At 40.2% G+C, this 19124-nt stretch carries 20 protein-coding genes; 18 read left to right on the top strand and 2 right to left on the bottom strand.

The genetic code is table 11. From position 1 onward, the window contains the following. The first annotated feature begins 23 nt into the window (after positions 1-23). The 13 genes from NSS78_RS16855 (at position 24) to NSS78_RS16795 (ending at position 12749) form a co-directional block, all read left to right on the top strand. Entirely contained in the window at positions 24-602 is a 579-nt protein-coding gene (locus tag NSS78_RS16855; RefSeq protein ID WP_003213106.1) for a DUF6470 family protein, read from the top strand. A 28-nt stretch (positions 603-630) separates the two neighbouring features. Then, positions 631-1065: a flagellar assembly protein FliW gene (gene fliW, locus NSS78_RS16850; RefSeq protein ID WP_044139341.1), complete on the top strand. Its 435-nt coding sequence runs from the start codon at positions 631-633 to the stop codon at positions 1063-1065. Further along, a complete protein-coding gene (gene csrA, locus NSS78_RS16845; protein WP_003212955.1) occupies positions 1059-1283 on the top strand; it encodes a carbon storage regulator CsrA in 225 nt (74 codons plus the stop codon). Before fliW ends, csrA begins: the two co-directional genes overlap by 7 nt. Before the next feature lie 153 nt (positions 1284-1436). Continuing rightward, positions 1437-1778, top strand: a complete 342-nt coding sequence (gene flaG, locus NSS78_RS16840) for a flagellar protein FlaG (protein ID WP_003213002.1) — start codon at positions 1437-1439, stop codon at positions 1776-1778. Between the two features lie 20 nt (positions 1779-1798). Next, entirely contained in the window at positions 1799-3328 is a 1530-nt protein-coding gene (locus tag NSS78_RS16835; protein WP_212045587.1) for a flagellar hook-associated protein 2, read from the top strand. Between the two features lie 17 nt (positions 3329-3345). Further along, entirely contained in the window at positions 3346-3750 is a 405-nt protein-coding gene (gene fliS, locus NSS78_RS16830; RefSeq protein ID WP_003212886.1) for a flagellar export chaperone FliS, read from the top strand. Continuing rightward, entirely contained in the window at positions 3747-4088 is a 342-nt protein-coding gene (fliT, locus tag NSS78_RS16825) for a flagella biosynthesis regulatory protein FliT (RefSeq protein ID WP_212045586.1), read from the top strand. The genes fliS and fliT overlap by 4 nt, the downstream gene beginning before the upstream one ends. 13 nt (positions 4089-4101) lie before the next feature. Next, entirely contained in the window at positions 4102-4482 is a 381-nt protein-coding gene (locus NSS78_RS16820) for a hypothetical protein (protein WP_003213093.1), read from the top strand. A 32-nt stretch (positions 4483-4514) separates the two neighbouring features. Continuing rightward, entirely contained in the window at positions 4515-6200 is a 1686-nt protein-coding gene (locus NSS78_RS16815) for a methyl-accepting chemotaxis protein (protein WP_212045585.1), read from the top strand. A gap of 189 nt (positions 6201-6389) precedes the next feature. Beyond that, a complete protein-coding gene (gene raiA / locus NSS78_RS16810) occupies positions 6390-6953 on the top strand; it encodes a ribosome-associated translation inhibitor RaiA (RefSeq protein WP_003213481.1) in 564 nt (187 codons plus the stop codon). Positions 6954-7139: 186 nt separating this feature from the next. After that, on the top strand, positions 7140-9665 hold the full coding sequence (gene secA, locus NSS78_RS16805; RefSeq protein ID WP_106030064.1) for a preprotein translocase subunit SecA: 2526 nt from the start codon (positions 7140-7142) through the stop codon (positions 9663-9665). Between the two features lie 64 nt (positions 9666-9729). Next, a protein-coding gene (prfB, locus tag NSS78_RS16800) for a peptide chain release factor 2 (RefSeq protein WP_106030063.1) occupies positions 9730-10831 on the top strand; the annotation gives its coding sequence in 2 pieces (ribosomal slippage) (positions 9730-9801 and positions 9803-10831; 1101 coding nt in all). A 124-nt stretch (positions 10832-10955) separates the two neighbouring features. Next, positions 10956-12749, top strand: a complete 1794-nt coding sequence (locus NSS78_RS16795) for a M3 family oligoendopeptidase (protein ID WP_212045584.1) — start codon at positions 10956-10958, stop codon at positions 12747-12749. Between the two features lie 58 nt (positions 12750-12807). On the opposite strand, the gene NSS78_RS16790 is transcribed toward NSS78_RS16795, so the two are convergent. Then, entirely contained in the window at positions 12808-13563 is a 756-nt protein-coding gene (locus NSS78_RS16790; RefSeq protein ID WP_212045583.1) for an alpha/beta family hydrolase, read from the bottom strand. 189 nt (positions 13564-13752) lie between these two features. Here NSS78_RS16790 and NSS78_RS16785 point away from each other — a divergent pair, with 189 nt between their 5' ends. The 5 genes from NSS78_RS16785 (at position 13753) to NSS78_RS16765 (ending at position 18312) form a co-directional block, all read left to right on the top strand. After that, on the top strand, positions 13753-14601 hold the full coding sequence (locus NSS78_RS16785) for a YitT family protein (RefSeq protein WP_003212797.1): 849 nt from the start codon (positions 13753-13755) through the stop codon (positions 14599-14601). A gap of 48 nt (positions 14602-14649) precedes the next feature. Beyond that, the gene (gene cccB, locus NSS78_RS16780; RefSeq protein WP_003212771.1) at positions 14650-14985 is read left to right on the top strand and encodes a cytochrome c551; all 336 of its coding nucleotides are present in this window, start codon (positions 14650-14652) and stop codon (positions 14983-14985) included. Between the two features lie 380 nt (positions 14986-15365). After that, positions 15366-16052 (top strand): cell division ATP-binding protein FtsE, encoded by a 687-nt coding sequence (ftsE, locus tag NSS78_RS16775; protein WP_003213646.1) that lies wholly within the window; start codon positions 15366-15368, stop codon positions 16050-16052. Continuing rightward, positions 16045-16935, top strand: coding sequence for a permease-like cell division protein FtsX (gene ftsX, locus NSS78_RS16770; protein WP_034620145.1), 891 nt, complete (start codon positions 16045-16047; stop codon positions 16933-16935). Before ftsE ends, ftsX begins: the two co-directional genes overlap by 8 nt. A gap of 111 nt (positions 16936-17046) precedes the next feature. Then, positions 17047-18312, top strand: coding sequence for a M23 family metallopeptidase (locus NSS78_RS16765; protein ID WP_050944327.1), 1266 nt, complete (start codon positions 17047-17049; stop codon positions 18310-18312). Positions 18313-18362: 50 nt separating this feature from the next. Here the strand turns inward: NSS78_RS16765 and NSS78_RS16760 are convergent, their stop codons facing one another. Beyond that, positions 18363-19103 (bottom strand): sulfite exporter TauE/SafE family protein, encoded by a 741-nt coding sequence (locus tag NSS78_RS16760; RefSeq protein ID WP_003213751.1) that lies wholly within the window; start codon positions 19101-19103, stop codon positions 18363-18365. Between the last annotated feature and the right edge of the window lie 21 nt (positions 19104-19124).

The raw sequence follows: 19124 nt of genomic DNA, 5'->3' as shown, positions 1-19124 counted from the left end.
TTGCATCATGGAGGTGTACCTTTATGCAAATCCCTAGATTGTTAATGCAACAAACCTATGCAAAGCTGCAAATGTCGACAACTCCTTCTCGGCAAGAAGTAGAGCAGCCAAGAGCAGACCTTGAGATTCAGCAGCCCAGAGCCGTCATGAATATGACAAGGACACCGTCAAAATTAACAATAGATCAAACCGAAGCATTTGCCGATATGGATATCAAGTCAATTTTTAGGCGTTCTGAAGAATGGGCAGCTGAGGGGAAACGTGCTGTTGGAGAGGGAATGGGCCGAAGAGCGGAAGAAGGCAGTGAACTCATCAAGATCGAGAATGGTGGGAATGCAATTGCCGAGTTTGCCAAAATCAATGGCACTCCTCCAGCCAAACAATTCAATATTGGTGTGATCCCTTCATTCTTTAGTGTGAAAATTCACTATCAGCCATCTGAGCTTCAAATTGAAGTGGAGCCTCAAAAAGCTATTATAGAGGCAACGCCTCATAAACCAATCGTTAACTATCAGCCAGGTAAGGTCAATATTGATATGTTACAATACCCAGATTTAAAAATAGAAGTTGACGAAACGGGCCAAAATGGTGATAAGGTATAGTTAAGAAAAATGAAAAAGGTCGTGAATTATGATCATTCAAACAAAATACCATGGTGAAGTGACAATCAAAGAGGAGCAAATCATCAACTTCTCTAATGGAATACCAGGATTTCTGGATCAAAAACAGTTTGTCATTTTACCTTTATCAGAAGAGTCTCCATTTTTAGTTCTTCAATCATTGAAAAATGCAGAGTTAGGCTTTATTGTCAGCAGTCCGTTTTTATTCTTTAATCAATATGAATTCGATCTAGACGAAACGGTCGTAGATATTCTAGAAGTAGAAGATGCCAATGATGTGGAAGTTATGGTGATTTTAACAATGGAATCTTCTATTGAAAAAACGACAGCCAATTTAAGAGCGCCTATTATTGTGAACCGGAAAAACATGAAAGCCAAGCAGGTGATTTTGCATGATTCAGCCTATCATACAAAACATTTGTTAGAGGTGGCATCCTCATGTTAGTTCTCTCGCGTAAATTAAACCAGTCGATTCAAATTGGCGATGATATTGAAGTCAAGATTATTTCGATCGAAGGCGATCAAGTGAAAATCGGGATTGAAGCTCCTAAGCACATTGATATTCACAGGAAAGAAGTGTACCTGTCTATTCAAGAAGAGAACAGTCGTGCTGCGAGTTTATCCGTAGATCTCCTCTCTCAATTATCCTCACAAAAAAAGTGAGGATTTTTTTATCTGATTCAGCTATCCTTCTCCACGTTTCTGTGTGGATGTTCACCATCTATATGAAACTTTAACAAATCGGTCCATCTATATTTAATTTGAAAATTCCAAGCCGATATAAAAGGTAGATTAAAGCACAGGAGCTGAATAACTATGTCTGTTGGTAAGTTGACATCGCTAGAGCCAATTATCGATGCATTTCAAACCCGTGTTTCTAATAACCAGAATGACAATGCAAACTCTGATTTACAAGCAAATGGCAAGGTCGTTTCAAAAGAAGAAATTGAAAAAACGCTTCAAGGCGCAAACAAGCTGATTGAACCCACTCAATTTCATCTGCAATTTGAATTACATGAAAAACTCAATGAATATTATGTCAAAGTCGTAGATAACCAAACAGAAGAAGTCATTAGAGAGATTCCTTCCAAGGAATGGCTTGATTTCTATGCGGCAATGACAGAAATTGTCGGTTTATTTGTAGATAAAAGAATGTAAGTGAAGGGAGAACATAAAAAATGGTCAATCGAATTACTGGATTTTCAAATGTGTTTGATATTGATGAAATCGTATCAAAGCTAATGAAAACTGAGCAAGCACCACTTGATAAAATGACACGCCAGAAACAAACACTTGAATGGCAAAGAGACAGCTATCGCGAGGTCAATTCGAAGATTAAAGAATTAGATGATTTGATCAATAGTTTAAACTTAACGCGTCCAACTACATATGGCGCCAAAAAAGTGACAAGCTCAAATGAATCTGCTGTCACAGCAACTGGATCAACAAATGCTGCCTCTGGCTCAATCAATGTCACCCAACTAGCGACAGCTTCTGTCTTCAAATCGTCTGGTACTTCTGGTTTTACACCTGCAAATGGCACGTTTACATTCGAGGTGACGACACCAGATTCGACAAAACCGAAAACGGTGACGATCAATACTGCTGATACCGATACAATTGATGACATCGTGAAAAAGCTGAACAACTCGCAATTAGGTGTGACAGCTTACAAAGGACAGATCTTTGATGGAACGAACTACGTGGATACAATCGCTCTTACTTCTCGGACAACAGGTGAAGGTGTCAGCATTAAAGCAGCTGATGGTAATTCAGCTTCATTCTTCACTCAATTAGGCTTCCAAGTGGATGGAGATAACAAATTAGTTGCGACCACTCAAGGACAAAAAGCGCAATACGAGATTAATGGCCTAAAAATGGAAAATAACAACAATATATTTGAGCAGGCTGGTATTACGTACGAGCTTAAAGGGACAACCGATAAGCCTGTTAGCTTAAACGTTTCAACAGATGTGGATGCAATCTTTGATAAAATTAAACAATTTGTTGATAAATACAATGAGCTCGTTGAGCAAATTAATGGTAAAGTCAATGAAAAGAAAAACAGAGACTATCAACCATTAACGGCTGAAGAGAAAAAAGGGATGTCTGAAAAAGAAATAGAGCTATGGGAAACGACCGCGAAGTCTGGCTTGCTGAGAAGTGATTCCATTTTACGATCTGGTGCCTCTAAAATAAGAAGTGATTTATATGCTAATATTACGACAAGTGATGCGAATAAAATTCAGCTCACACAAATTGGTATTGAGACATCATCCAAGTATAAAGATGGTGGAAAGCTGGAATTTAGTAAGGATCTTAATGGAGTAGAGAAATTAAGAAAAGCCATTGAAGAAGACCCGGAGAAAGTCAGACAAATGTTCATCTCGGGTAGTTTAAATGTGGATTCAAAAGATAAAGACAAAGCACAACAGCAATATCAAGAACAAGGAATCATTTATCGTGTCAAAAATTCCTTAACTGCCTTCACGAAGAGCATTCAAACAAAGGCGGGAAGCACAACGATGGAATTAAAGGAATACGGACTTGGTAAGGACCTTGATTCTTTAACAAAACGAATGGATACATTCCAAGATCGTTTAAAAATGGTGGAAACCCGCTACTACAAAAAGTTTAGCGCCATGGATAGCGCGATTCAAAAGCTAAACAACCAATCTGGCTATCTTTCTCAACTGCTTGGACAATAATTGGAGGTTTATAACATATGGCAATTCAGAACCCTTATGCCGCCTATCAGAAAAATTCTATTGAGACTGCAACACCTGCCGAGTTGACGCTTATGCTTTATGAAGGCTGCTTAAAATTCATTAGACTCGCGAAGTATGCCATTCAAAAAGAGGATGCAGAAACGAGAAATGTGAACCTGAAAAAGGCTCAAAACATCATTCAAGAATTAAATGTCACCTTAAATCGTTCTTATGACGTATCAAATAGTATGGCAAGTATGTATGATTACATTTATCGCAGACTGATTGAAGCCAATCTTCAAAATGACGAAGAGATGTTGAATGAAGTAGAGCAATACGTAACTGATTTTCGTGATGCGTGGAAGGAAGTTATTCAAACCGATCGAAAAGGGCGTCACCACTCTATCGGGGGATCTCTATGAGTATTGTGGACCAGCTGCATGACCAAACATTAAAAATGGCAGCCGAAATAACGGCAAATCCGCAAAGTGACACCTTGGTTGAAGACTTTGATGCCTTTTTAATTGAGAGAGACGAATTAATGAGAGATATTCAGCATGAGCTGACGGATCAAGAAAAAGAAAAAATCAAAGAAATCATCCAAATAGATCAACAGATGGCGAAGCAATTAACTGTGATCCAAAATGGGATCAAAGCAGATATTCAAGCCATTCAAAAAAAGAAAACGAAACAGCTGAATTATCAAAATCCATACCAGCCTATGACGAGTGACGGCGTATATTACGATAAACGGAAATAATTAGGTGAGACCTGTGGCGTATCGTTCAGATGACTATATTTTATTAACCACATATTATGAACTTCTATTTACGATAGAAGAGAGTCTAAAATATTTAGATGAAATTGAGAAGGATTTTGCTAAAACAGAAGGGGATCGGATCTTTAATGATCTGATCCATGCCTTCTTTCATTTAGAGACAACACATCCCCTTCTGCTTTCAATTATAGAAAATGAGCACTTTGCCAAAACGATTCGTTCGTTTGATCAAATTTTTTTAAGTTTTGATATACTAGCTTTCTATACATTCCCTTCAATACACTTCCAATCATTCCTTAAAGCATATTTTATACCTGAATATAGAAAGTGGATGGATGAAATACATGCCTGTATGAGGCCGTATGTCATTCATTAATTTTTGTTCAATTCAGACTTTCGGAGGAAATTATGAGACTAAAAAATCAATTTTTATTTGGGCTTATTGTCATATGTATATTGTTTGTTAGTATTTTAGGGTTCTCAAGCTTTATCTATTACAAAACAGATCAATCCTATAAGACGCTTCTTAGCAAAGAAGTAAAGCTTTATCAAACCTCACTGGAATTAGAGGCGCTTTTGCAAAAACAGGAAGCACAAATTAAAACATATGTTGTCGTGCAAGATGCTGGAAATTTACAGAAAATTGAGCAAACATATGAAGAGATTAATAAAAAAACAACGGAAGCTACAAAAATGAGCTCTGTCAAACAAGCAAAAAATCTATTAGATCAAATCTCAGAAAAGAATTATCTCTACTACACCTCAACGAACCGACTATTTAATTCATTGAATATGCAAAATCAAAAAGAATTTAACACACGCCTCAATCAAGAATTACAACCTATCGAACAAGAAATACATACCTTTACAAAAGAATTTGCTCAAACCCAGTTGAAGCAACGTGACCAAAAAATCAATCAGCTCAACCAAGACAGTAATCAATTACTATTTACTCTCATTCTAGTTAGTGCGGTCATTATTGTTGGCTTTTTGTTGATTGGGACAAGATTCGTTTATCGTATGACAAAGCCGATTGTGTCTGTCACAAATGCTGCGAGAAGGATGGCAGATGGAGACCTTACACTTGAAGAGATTGAAGTGACCTCTAAAAATGAGATTGGTCAACTCGGTACTGCTTTTAATCAAATGACAAAGCATTTGCGTCAGCTCATTTTACAGGTGCAACATGGATCAAGACAATTAGCTGATTCTGCTGCTCAGTTTGAGGAAACGATTCATCAAACCATATCGGCCAGTGAGCAGACATCTAGCTCGATTGAACAGGTCAGTGAAGCTTCACGTGAACAATCAAACGCGGTCGGAAAAGTAGCTTCTGCCATTCAAGAAGTCTCGACTGGTATGCAAAATGCAGCTGAACACACATCCGATGTTTCGGGTCACTCAATTTCAGTGACTGAAAAGGCTGAAGAGGGTGCAGCGCTTATTCAGCAATTCGTAAAACAAATGAGCTCTATCAAAGCGTCTGTGAACGAGCACCATTCCACAATGGCTCATGTACAAGCCCAGTTTACAGGCATTGAAGATTTGTTAGGTCATATCCATGCCATCGCTGATCAAACGAATTTGCTTGCTTTAAATGCTGCTATTGAAGCGGCAAGAGCAGGAGAGCATGGGAGAGGCTTTGCGGTGGTAGCAGATGAAGTGAGGAAACTGGCGGAAGAATCTAGTCAGCTGACAGATCAAATTAGTCAATTGCTCGCGAACGTGAACAAAGATACTGAAAAATCATCACATTCGATGACAAAGGTTGAGCAGGATGTAGCAGAAGGTGTGAAAGTATCGCAATTGTCAGAACAGAGCTTTCATGAAATCCTGGAATCTATTCGTGATATTTCGATGAAAGCAGAGGAACTTTCAGCTACTGCAGAGGAGATTTCAGCTAGTACAGAGGAAATATCTCAGACGGTTGGGGTCATTGAAGAAGGAGCCAAACGCAATTCAGAAGAGACGGAGTACATGTCTGCGGCTGTAGAAGAATCATTGGCAGCAAATGAAGAAATGAAAGCAGCGGCGGAGGATTTAAAAACCTTATCTCAATCGCTGAAAACATCAATATCATCTTTCACCATTTAAATGTGCGCTGGTCTTTTTCAAGAATGAGCCGAATATATATTCATCACCTATCAATTAACAATTGATGCACCGCAAAATTCGACAAATTTCAATAAAAATTCACATTTTTTTTACGTTTGAGCAGGAGAAAAGGAGGGAAAAGTAGAAATAGGTTTACATATCCTTAATTTTAAAGGAGGCGTTCTTTACATGAATTACAATGTCAGAGGAGAAAACATCGACGTAACACCTGCACTAAGAGATCATGTCGAGAAAAAAATTGGAAAGCTGGAGCGTTATTTTGAGACAGACGTAGATGCTTCAGTCAACGTGAACTTGAAGTTTTACAATGATCAAGAATCTAAAGTTGAGGTTACCATTCCAATGACTGATCTAGCACTTCGAGCTGAGGTGCATAATGAAGATATGTACAATGCAGTAGACCTAGCAGCCAGTAAATTAGAACGTCAAATTCGAAAACACAAAACAAAAGTAAACCGTAAATTCCGCGAGCAAGGTGCCAAAAAGCACTTATTTGCTGGAGGAAATGGGACGGCTGACGTAGCTGTTCAAGATGACGAAGAAATTGATGAAACAGAAATCGTCAGACAAAAACGTTTCAATTTAAAACCGATGGATAGCGAAGAGGCCATCCTTCAAATGAACATGTTAGGTCATAGTTTCTTCGTCTTCACAAATGCTGAGACAAATTTGACCAATGTGGTCTATCGCCGAAATGATGGAAAATATGGACTGATTGAGCCGAACGCTTAATCTGATCTAAAAACAACCTAAAAAAAGTAAACCCGTTCCCTCCATGAGGGGCGGGTTTTTTGTGTGAAATCATTGCAAATTCTTTGGAAATGAAGGAAGGTATGGTATGATAAATGCAGGTAAATATGGACCTGTCAATCTTTTGGACATGCCGAAAAATTGCATGAAATAGAGGAGCGTTATTATATGCTTGGAATCTTAAACAAAGTGTTTGATCCTACGAAACGTACGATCAGCAAATATGAAAAAAAAGCAAATGAAATTGAAGCTCTTGCTCAAGATTTTGAGAAATTATCTGACGAGGCTTTACGAAATAAAACGAACGAATTTAAAGAAAAACTTGAAAAAGGACAATCCGTGGATGACCTGTTGGTTGAAGCATTTGCAACGGTTCGCGAGGCATCACGCCGCGTGACAGGAATGTTCCCATTTAAGGTGCAGCTCATGGGGGGGATCGCGCTTCATGAAGGCAACATCTCTGAGATGAAAACAGGTGAAGGTAAAACGTTGACTTCAACAATGCCTGTTTATCTAAATGCTCTTTCTGGAAAAGGCGTCCACATTGTGACAGTCAACGAATATTTGGCAAGCCGTGATGCAGAGGAAATGGGCAAGATTTTTGAGTTTCTTGGCTTAACGGTTGGCTTAAACTTAAACAGCTTAGACAAAGATGAAAAAAGAGAAGCATATGCTGCTGATATTACGTATTCTACAAACAATGAACTTGGCTTTGACTATTTACGAGATAACATGGTGCTTTACAAAGAGCAAATGGTTCAAAGACCGCTTCATTATGCCGTGATTGATGAGGTTGACTCCATCTTAGTTGATGAAGCGAGAACACCTCTTATTATTTCTGGACAAGCTGCGAAATCTACAAAGCTTTACGTACAAGCCAATGCATTTGTTCGTACATTAAAAATAGAAGATGATTTCACATACGATATTAAAACAAAAAGTGTACAGCTGACAGAAAGTGGAATGACGAAGGCGGAAAAAGCATTCGGCATCGAAAACTTATTTGATGTCAAACATGTCGCACTGAACCATCACATCGCCCAGGCGCTAAAGGCACATGTTGCGATGCAAAAAGATGTGGATTATGTCGTTGAAGAAGGTCAAGTCGTTATTGTTGACTCGTTCACAGGACGTCTAATGAAAGGACGCCGTTATAGTGAAGGTCTGCATCAAGCCATTGAGGCAAAAGAAGGTCTCGAAGTGCAGAACGAAAGTATGACCCTTGCAACGATTACATTCCAGAACTACTTCCGCATGTATGAAAAGCTTTCTGGTATGACGGGTACAGCGAAAACGGAAGAAGAAGAATTCCGTAACATTTACAACATGCAGGTTGTGACAATCCCGACCAATCAACCAGTGGTTCGTGATGACAGACCTGATTTAATTTACCGCACAATGGAAGGTAAATTTAAAGCAGTGGCTGAAGATGTTGCGCAGCGCTATATGACAGGGCAGCCAGTGCTTGTCGGAACAGTAGCGGTTGAGACGTCTGAGCTTATTTCTAAGCTGCTTAAAAATAAAGGGATTCCTCATCAAGTGTTAAATGCGAAAAACCATGAGCGTGAGGCACAAATTATTGAAGAGGCTGGTCAAAAGGGTGCCGTCACCATTGCGACCAACATGGCAGGACGTGGTACGGACATCAAGCTTGGCGAAGGCGTCAAAGAGCTTGGCGGTCTAGCTGTAATTGGGACAGAGCGTCATGAATCACGACGTATTGATAACCAGCTGCGTGGACGTTCTGGTCGTCAAGGAGACCCAGGGATTACCCAATTCTATCTCTCCATGGAAGATGAATTGATGCGCCGATTTGGTGCAGAGCGTACGATGGCCATGCTTGACCGCTTTGGCATGGATGACACTACGCCTATCCAAAGTAAAATGGTGTCTAAAGCCGTTGAATCATCTCAAAAACGCGTTGAGGGGAACAACTTTGATTCCCGTAAACAGCTTCTGCAATATGACGATGTGCTTCGTCAGCAGCGTGAAGTGATTTACAAGCAGCGCTTTGAAGTCATTGATTCTGATAACTTAAAATCGATTGTGATCAATATGATTCAGTCTTCAATTGAGCGCGCTGTTGGTTCTTATACGCCGAAAGAAGAGCTTCCAGAAGAGTGGAAACTAGATGGTCTTGTTGAATTAATCAACACGAACTATTTAGATGAAGGAGCCATTTCGGTCAAGGATATTTACGGTAAAGAAGCAGATGAAATCACCTCCTTCATTATGGATCGTATTAAAGAAAAATACGATGCAAAAGAAGAAACATATGGCGACGAACAAATGCGAGAATTTGAAAAAGTCATCGTTCTTCGTGCGGTGGATTCAAAGTGGATGGATCATATCGATGCAATGGATCAACTGCGTCAAGGGATTCATTTACGTGCGTATGCACAAACAAATCCGCTTCGTGAGTATCAAATGGAAGGATTTGCGATGTTTGAGCACATGGTCGCTTCAATCGAAGATGATGTGGCCAAATATGTTTTGAAATCAGAAATCCAAAACAACTTAGAACGTGAAGAAGTCGTTCAAGGTCAAACAACAGCACATCAGCCTCAAGAGGGTGATGAGGAGAAGACAGTCAAAAAGAAGCCGGTACGTAAAGTCGTAGACATTGGTCGAAACTCACCATGTCACTGCGGAAGCGGCAAGAAATATAAAAATTGTCATGGGAAGACAGAATAAGTAATGGAAAGAGGTGAAAACCTCTTTCTATTCATGTCAGCCCTACATCTATGAGGTGAAGGATATGGAATTAGTAGAAATTAGACAAGAGCTTGAAAATATGGCTAGCAGGCTAGCTGATTTTAGGGGGTCTCTTTGACCTCGAAACAAAAGAAGCCAAAATTGCAGAACTCGAAGCGACCATGTCAGAGGCTGATTTTTGGAATGATCAGCAAAAGGCACAAGGCGTCATCAATGAAGCCAATGCACTAAAGGATAATGTGAATTCATACCATGAGCTCAGTGAATCTCATGAAGAGCTGCAAATGACACATGACCTGTTAAAGGAAGATTATGACGAGGAGCTTCATGTAGAGCTTGAGAAAGAGCTGAAGAACTTAACTAAGCAATTTAACGACTTTGAACTGCAGCTTCTCTTAAGTGAACCATATGATAAAAACAATGCCATCCTTGAGCTTCACCCAGGCGCAGGCGGTACTGAATCACAGGACTGGGGTTCTATGCTTCTGAGAATGTATACTCGCTGGGCAGAGCGCAGAGGCTTTAAGGTTGAAACGTTAGATTACCTTCCTGGTGATGAAGCAGGAATTAAGTCTGTGACATTGCTCATCAAAGGGCATAACGCATATGGATACTTAAAGGCAGAAAAAGGGGTCCATCGTTTGGTTCGTATTTCTCCTTTTGATTCATCTGGCCGTAGACATACTTCTTTCGTTTCCTGTGATGTCATGCCTGAGTTCAATGAAGAAATCGATATTGATATTCGAACAGAAGATATCAAAGTAGATACGTATCGAGCAAGCGGTGCAGGTGGACAGCACGTCAATACGACTGACTCTGCCGTTCGTATCACACACATTCCAACCAATGTCGTGGTGACATGCCAAACAGAAAGATCACAAATCAAAAACAGAGAACGTGCGATGAAAATGCTGAAATCGAAACTTTATCAAAGACGGATCGAAGAACAGCAGGCTGAATTGGATGAAATTAGAGGAGAGCAGAAAGAAATTGGCTGGGGAAGCCAAATTCGCTCTTATGTATTCCATCCGTATTCTCTTGTGAAAGACCATCGAACCAATACGGAGATGGGAAATGTTCAAGCGGTCATGGATGGAGATTTAGATTCATTTATCGATGCTTACTTACGTTCGAAATTATCATAAAAACTCGGCTTCTTGCCGGGTTTTTTTTATTGTGAGAAAATATAATGAATATAAAGGAATACATACGCCATACTGACTCTATATCCTTTGTATGATGAAATTAGCAAATAAAGGGGGAAATATTTTGGGATTAACAACATTACAAGAGACGTGGGATTTAGATGCCTTTTTTAAAGGAGGCAGCGCTTCACCAGAATTTAAAACATACTTGCAACACATTCAGCAGCTATTAGATGAATTACGACAAAAGGTCGATGCCTTTTCAAAAGAAGATACACACATTGAAAGCAAATTAACGTCTGTCCTTGACACGTATGAAACCACATATAAAAAACTGTCTCAAGCAGGTTCATTTGTTTCCTGTCTTCAATCTCAAAATACAAAGGATATGAAGGCTGGCAGTCTTCGAGGTACGATTGCTAAGCTGGAAGCTGATTTAGGTACCATTCTTGCGCTGTTTGATCAGGCGCTTGCTGCCATCTCTCCTGGAAAATGGGAGGATCTCATGAATTCAGAGGCCTTTTCAGATGTTCGTTACATATTAAATGAACGCAGAGAACGCGTGAAGGATCAATTGCCTGTTGAACAAGAAACATTGATTCAAAAGCTAGCCGTAGATGGCTACCATGCATGGGATGAGCTTTATTCTAGCTTAGTGAATAAGATTACGATTCCATTTGAACAACATGGTGAAACGCAGATGATCTCTGTCGGCCAAGCGGAAAATGCGATGGATGATTCAGACCGTGAAGTCAGAAAGGCTGTTTATCATAACCTAGAGCATGCATGGACGCAGGACGAACATCTATTTGCAAGCACGCTCAATCATTTGGCAGGTTTTCGTTTGCAAGTATATGAAGCAAGAGGCTGGGATCATATCTTAAAAGAGCCGCTTGATATTTGCCGGATGAAACAAGAAACCCTTGATGCCATGTGGTCTGTGATTGATGAACATAAGCAGCCATTCATTGATTATTTACATCGAAAGGCTGACATGCTTGGAGTGAATAAGCTAAGCTGGTTTGATGTTGGGGCTCCTATTGGCAGTGAGACCAAGATCTATCCGTATCAGGAAGCAGCTGCTTTTATTGTGAAGCATTTCGCTGGATTTGGAGAAGAGCTTGCTGCTTTTACAGAAAAGGCCTTTAATGAGCGTTGGGTAGAAGCGGAGGATCGCCCGAACAAACGAGTAGGCGGTTTTTGTACAAATTTCCCTGACAGCGGAGAGTCCCGCATTTTTATGACCTTCTCAGGAAGTCCATCCAATGTGGCGACACTTGCGCATGAGCTTGGTCATTCGTTCCATCAAGAAGTGATGCAGGATGTTCGCATTCTTAATCGCAAATATGCGATGAATGTAGCTGAAACGGCGTCGACATTCGCAGAAATGATTGTGGCTGATGCTTCATTGAAAGAAGCGGCAAATGAAGAGGAGCGCCTCAGCTTGTTAGAGGATAAGCTGCAGCGGAGTGTAGCATTTTTCATGAACATTCAATCTCGTTTCTTATTTGAACAGCGTTTTTATGAAGAGCGTAAACAAGGAGAAGTGCCGGCGGATCGGTTGAATGAGCTGATGGTAGAAGCGCAGAAAGAAGCCTTTGGTGACTCACTAGATGAATACCATCCGCATTTCTGGGCGTCTAAGCTACATTTCCATATCACGGGTGTACCGTTTTATAATTTCCCGTACACATTCGGCTACATGTTCTCACTAGGAATTTATGCAAAGGCCTTGCAGGCTGGTACTTCGTTTGAAGAAAAGTACATTGCATTACTAAAGGATACAGCTTCAATGTCAGTAGAAGATTTGGCCTTTAAGCACTTAGGTGTCGATCTTACCCAAAAAGACTTTTGGGAGGAAGCCATTAGCCTCGCTGTAGCAGACGCTGAAGAGTTTTTAGAAGCGACGAAAAAGTGAAAATGAAATGCCCCTATTACGGAAGCTTTAGATTGTTGACAAAGGGTTAAAATGATCTTTATTTTAGCCCTTTGTCTTCTTTATGGAGCTTTTTTGCTGGTTTTAGCCATCCAAGCATCGTCTGAACGATATCCTTTTGCTGTGTGAGGGCTTGAATGTCCGCTGGCTGATCACCTTTTTGTTTACCATACATGCCAAACTGAGCATGGTTCCCGCCTTTTATTTCATGATAAACGGTTTGAGACGGCAAATTTGTTTTCGATTGCTTGATTTTCTCTTGTGTCGCAAGTCCATCCTTTTCACCTGATATAGAGAGGACGTTCAAGGAGGATGATTTCAGCTCATCTGATGCTGGATAAGACGCAAGGAAAAAAAGACCGTCGAGCTGGCGCTGGTTTTTTTCTGCAAACATAGCGGCGGCTGTTCCGCCTAGTGAATGACCGCCAATATACCAGTGTTTGATCCTTTGATGATCTTTTATGATATCTTGTGCTTTATTTGTATTAAAAATCGCAAACGAAAATGGCATGTCAGGGATAAAGACAGAATAGCCTTTTTTCATCAATTCATTCCCAATATAGGCGTACGAAAGTGGTTCTACCTTTGCTCCTGGATAGAGAATGATGCCCGTATCGCTTTTAGTTGATGCAAATGTATATACGTCGTTTTTATGTTCCACTTGCTCGATGTTCACTTGCTTTTTTAAAGCGGCAGATGGTCCGTATGTAAAGCGGCTCCATGTATAGAAAGCACCAAAAGCCAAAATGATCAGTGCAAGTAATGTAATGCCTGTGATCTTCAGTATTTTCTTCATCGCATGTCCCTTCTTTCTCATGTACATATTAAATATACCATCATTTGCTCCTATGCCAAACGGCAAGCACGCTGATCCGTTTGTGTGATAAAGTGTTAATCCATTAGCACTGCATTTGGCTGTTATTTACATTCATAATTGGAGGGCTTAAAATAGGTGTGCATTCAGAAGTAACGGAGGAAGACAGACATGAAGCAGGGACATTCACAATTATGGATTGAAGCAAAGAATTACTTGTTCATTTTAATTGGATCAGCCATTGTGGCGATTGGATTTAATACGTTATTATTACCGAATCAGATTGCCGCAGGTGGTGTGAGCGGGATTAGTACGATTATGCAGTCATTCGGCTTTGAGGCGGCATATGTGCAGTGGGGGCTCAACATTCCGCTGTTTATCGCTGGCTTTTATTTATTAGGCGGTACATTTGGCGTGAAAACGCTCGTTGGCTCTATTTTCTTACCTTTGATGGTGTTTGTCACAAGGCATATTGCACCTGTGACACATGAAGCACTCTTAGCAGCTATTTTTGGCGGAGTGGTGATTGGGATCGGCATAGGGCTCGTGTTCCTTGGAAATGGGTCAACAGGTGGAACGGCGCTCGCTGCCAAAATCATCAATAAATATACAGGCCTCACGCTTGGTACCTGTTTAGCAATGATGGATGGCCTAATCGTTCTGGCTGCGATGACTGTTTTTGGGATTGAAGAGGGACTGTACGCTGTCATTGGTGTGTTTATTTCAAGTAAAACGATTGATGTCGTACAGGCCGGCTTCAGTCATTCGAAAATGGCGATGATCATTACAGGGCATGAGGATGAAGTCAGACAGGCAGTTTTTGATCAAATTGACCGTGGTGTCACAAAAATCTCAGCAGTTGGAGGATATACCGATCATGACCGTCCAATTCTAATGTGTGTCGTTGGACAGTCACAATTCACAAAGTTGAAACAAGTGGTGAAAGCAATCGATGCATCAGCATTTGTCATCGTAATGGATGCAAAAGAGGTGCTTGGTGAGGGTTTTAAAAGGGCGTAAACAAGGATATAATAGCGTTGACCAAATGATTGTAAGGGAGGGAAATTGATGCAAAAGAGCGGATTAATGATGCTGTTTGCAGCGATGATTCTTGTTCTTGCGGCTTGTGGAGGAAATTCAAGCAGCAGTGACAGTGACAAAGAAGGCAGCAAAAGTGCTTCAACTGTGAGCAGTGGTGAGGAAATTTATCAGCAAAACTGTATTGGCTGTCATGGGAAAGACCTATCTGGCGGAGGCGGACCAAGCCTTAAAGAAGTAGGAAAGAAATATAATGAAAGCCAAATTGCAGATATTGCACAGAATGGTAAAGGCTCTATGCCAAGCGGAATGGTAGATGAGAAGCAAGCAAAAGAAGTAGCAAAATGGCTTGCAGAGAAAAAATGAAACCTTTGTCTAATCGACAAGGTTTTTTTGTTTTTATATGTAGAAAAAGACTTTTGGATAGTATGAAAACGTATTATATTAAGTTTTATTTAAAAAATAAGGGTAAAAAGACATGTTTTTCGGTTTTAAATGTTGTTTTTACCTTTTAACGATAAGTTTTGAAATATAAATGTAATACCATTGCGTCGATTCATGACGTATAATTGGAGTTGTTGAAATTTAGACGATTCAATTTTTTCATCTTTTTGGATGAAAAGGACATAAATTGCTTGTACGTATCGAAGGGTATGTGCGTGACCATACATAACGTTTTTTGACGATAAGTGTCAAAACATCATGATAAGCTGTTAGTCAGCAATAAGAAAAGATTAGGTGATTACATGATTGAAATGAAGGAAGTCTACAAGATCTATTCTAACGGTGTAAAGGCGATCAATGGAATCAATGTCTCTATCCACCCAGGAGAGTTTGTGTATGTTGTTGGTCCCAGTGGTGCTGGTAAATCCACTTTCATCAAAATGATGTATCGTGAAGAGAAGCCAACCAAAGGGAAAATCTTAATTAATAGCAAAGATTTAGGCTCGATTAAGGAAAAAGAAATCCCTTACTTAAGAAGAGAAATTGGCGTAGTATTCCAAGATTTCAAACTGCTTCCAACCCTCACAGTGTTTGAGAACGTGGCATTTGCTCTTGAAGTCATTGGGGAACAGCCTCATATCATTAAGAAAAAAGTGCTGGATGTACTTGATTTGGTACAGCTCAAGCACAAAGCACGACAATTTCCTGACCAGCTGTCTGGCGGTGAGCAGCAGCGTGTATCTATCGCTCGTTCGATCGTGAATAGTCCTGAGGTAGTCATTGCAGACGAGCCGACAGGAAACCTTGATCCAGACACATCTTGGGAAATCATGAAGACACTCGAAGAGATTAATAACCGAGGAACAACAGTCGTCATGGCGACACATAACAAAGAGATTGTAAACAGCATGAAGAAACGCGTCATCGCAATCGAAGATGGAATGATTGTGCGTGACGAAGCAAGAGGGGAGTACGGCATTTATGATTAAAACTCTCTCGCGGCATTTACGTGAGAGCTTCCGTTCACTTGGAAGAAACACGTGGATGACATTTGCATCAATTAGTGCGGTCACTGTCACATTGATTTTAGTTGGGGTTTTTCTTGTGATTATGCTCAACTTGAACAACATGGCATCGAACGCTGAAAAAGAAGTAGAAGTAAAAGTGTTAATCGAATTAACGGCGAATCAAAAGCAGCAGGATGAATTAAAAGCAGAAATTGATAAGATTCCTGAAATCAGTGATGTCAAGTACTCATCTAAAGATGACGAACTAAAAGCGCTGATTAAAAGCTTTGGTGAAAATGGACAATCCATGGGACTTGTTGATCAAGAAAACCCATTAAACGATGCGTTTATTGTGAAAACATCAGATCCACACGATACACCAAAAGTAGCGAAGAAATTAGAAAACCTAAAAGGTACGTATAAAGTAACCTACGGAAAAGAAGAAGTCAGCCGACTCTTTAATGTGGTTGGAGTGGCGCGGAATGTAGGGATTGCGCTCATTATTGGGCTTTTATTTACAGCCATGTTCTTGATCTCTAATACGATCAAAATTACGATTTTTGCTAGACGTAAAGAAATCGAGATTATGAAGCTCGTAGGTGCAACGAACTGGTTTATCCGCTGGCCATTCTTCATTGAAGGATTACTGCTTGGTGTATTTGGTTCCATTATACCGATTGCTCTACTGCTTGGCACATATCAATATGCAGTGGGCTGGGTGGCACCGAGAGTACAAGGCTCATTTATTTCCATGCTTCCATATAACCCGTTTGTCTATCAAGTTTCACTGGTCCTTCTTTTGATCGGTGCAATCATTGGTGTATGGGGAAGCTTGACGTCCATCCGTAAATTCTTAAAAGTATAAATCTATTTTTGATGGCAGCACTCGAGAGTTTGATAGAAGGTGTGACCGGTTGAACCGATTCATCCGGTCGACTCTTCATGCAGGCAGTTGTCATAGGAGGGGAATATCGTTTTGAAAAGAAAGCTGATGATGGCTGGAATGGCAGCGTTTATTGGAACAACGTGGCTATATATTCCAGGGAACGAGAATCGTGCATTCGCATACGAAGACCTAGATCAAAAACGTCAACAAATCGAAGAGAAAACATCAAAGACTGAATCAACTTTGAAGAAAAAGAAATCAGAGCTGGCTAAGCTTGAAAAGAAAGAATCCAAGCTCAAAAAAGAAATTGAAAAGATTGACCACAAGGTAAGTGCTGCAACTGAAAAAGTCGCAGAAAAAGAAAAAGAAGTCAAACAAACGAAGCAAGAGATCAAGAAACTAAAAAAAGACATTCAAGTCATCAATGATCGAATTGAAAAAAGAAAAGCTATTTTCAAAGATCGAATTCGTTCGATGCAAAAAAGCGGCGGTACGATCAACTATTTAGATGTGCTGCTGGGTGCTCGCAGCTTTAGTGATTTTGTCGGTCGTGTTGGAGCTGTTACAACCATTGTCGAAGCAGACAAAGACATGATTACAGAACATGAAAATGATTTAAAGCTGGTGGAGCAAAAAGAAGCAGAGCTAAATAATCAGCTAAGTGGACTTGAAACATCTCTGAAAGAGCTAGAAGAGTTGAAAAAGGATTTGTCTAAACAGCAAAAAGAAAAAGAAAAAATCTTAGGGAATGTAACAGATAAAAAGAACCATGCCCATGATGAATTAGGCAAACTTGAAAATGAACAAGAAATTTTAGCGAACCAAAAAGCGGCTGTGAAGTCTGAGGAAGCACGCCGCCAAAAGGAAGAAGCTAAGAAAGCAGAACAAGCAGCTGCTGAAAAAAGTGCACCTACACCTCAAAGTGGCGGTTCAGATCAAATATCTGATACACCAGCAAGCAGCTCAGGCTTTATTAAACCAGCTGCTGGCCGATTCTCATCTGGCTTTGGCGGACGTTCTGGCGGAAACCACTTCGGATTAGATATTGCAGCAAAAGGCACAGTATCTGTCGTCGCAGCTGCATCTGGAACAGTCACGAACTCAAGCTACTCATCGAGCTACGGGAATGTGATATTCATTACGCATAATATCAATGGACAGACCTATCAAACGGTATATGCCCACCTATCTACAAGAAGTGTGTCCACAGGGCAGAGAGTCGAGCAAGGACAATTCCTTGGATATATGGGTAATACAGGCCAGTCACATGGTCAGCATCTCCATTTTGAAATTCATAAAGGATTATGGAATGGCGCAAAATCAAATGCAGTCAATCCAGCGCAATATATTCGCTAATCAAAAAGCCGATAACATCACGTTATCGGCTTTTCTTATTCTAAATAAAATTAAAATAACAGCAGTAAACCGGCAATAATAGGTGTTAACAGTACAGCCGATTTCAATAAAAGCTTCGGTGCAAGGCGTGTAAATTTTGCGCCAATATATGCGCCTAATACTGTTCCGATTAAAATTTGAATGAGCAAGATAAAATCAACATAGCCCTCTGTAATATATCCAATTCCACCACCGATGGAAATTGGAATAATGACAAGCATCGTAGTGCCAACTGCCTGTCGAATGGAAAGTCTCAGTAAAATCAAAAGTCCTACTTGGATAAATGGTGCGGACCCGATACCAAACATACCTGATAGCAATCCGGATACAAGTCCTAAAATAATACCCCTTATGAGCAGCTGACGTGAAGAAAGCGGCTGCTGCTCAGCTTCTTCCTTCAGAACAAATAATTTGATCATCATAAACACAGCGGATAAAAAGAGCATGCCAGCTGTTAAATAGTGCAGATTTCCTTCTGGAATAAAAGGAGCAATCTTAGCTCCTGCAAAGGAAGCCACACAAGCCAAAGCTCCGACAATCAAACCAGATTTCAGCTGAATATTCCCTTCCCTGTAGTGGCTGTATGCACCTGATAACGTCGTAAATGCCATTGCGGCTAAAGATGTCCCAAGTGCGGTATGGATAGGGATATCAAAAATTAACGTAAGCAATGCGATGACAAAACCAGCACCGCCTGCTCCTACAAATCCTAATAAAATTCCTAATAATAGCATCGTCAATATAATATACATAGCGAAGACTCCTTCTCGATC

The organism is Bacillus sp. FSL W8-0920 (genome assembly GCF_038593215.1).
In the GTDB taxonomy this organism is placed as follows: Bacteria; Bacillota; Bacilli; order Bacillales; family Bacillaceae; genus Bacillus; species Bacillus pumilus.
The sequence above is the reverse complement of the archived record's forward strand: the minus strand, read 5'-3'. Positions and strand labels throughout refer to the sequence as shown.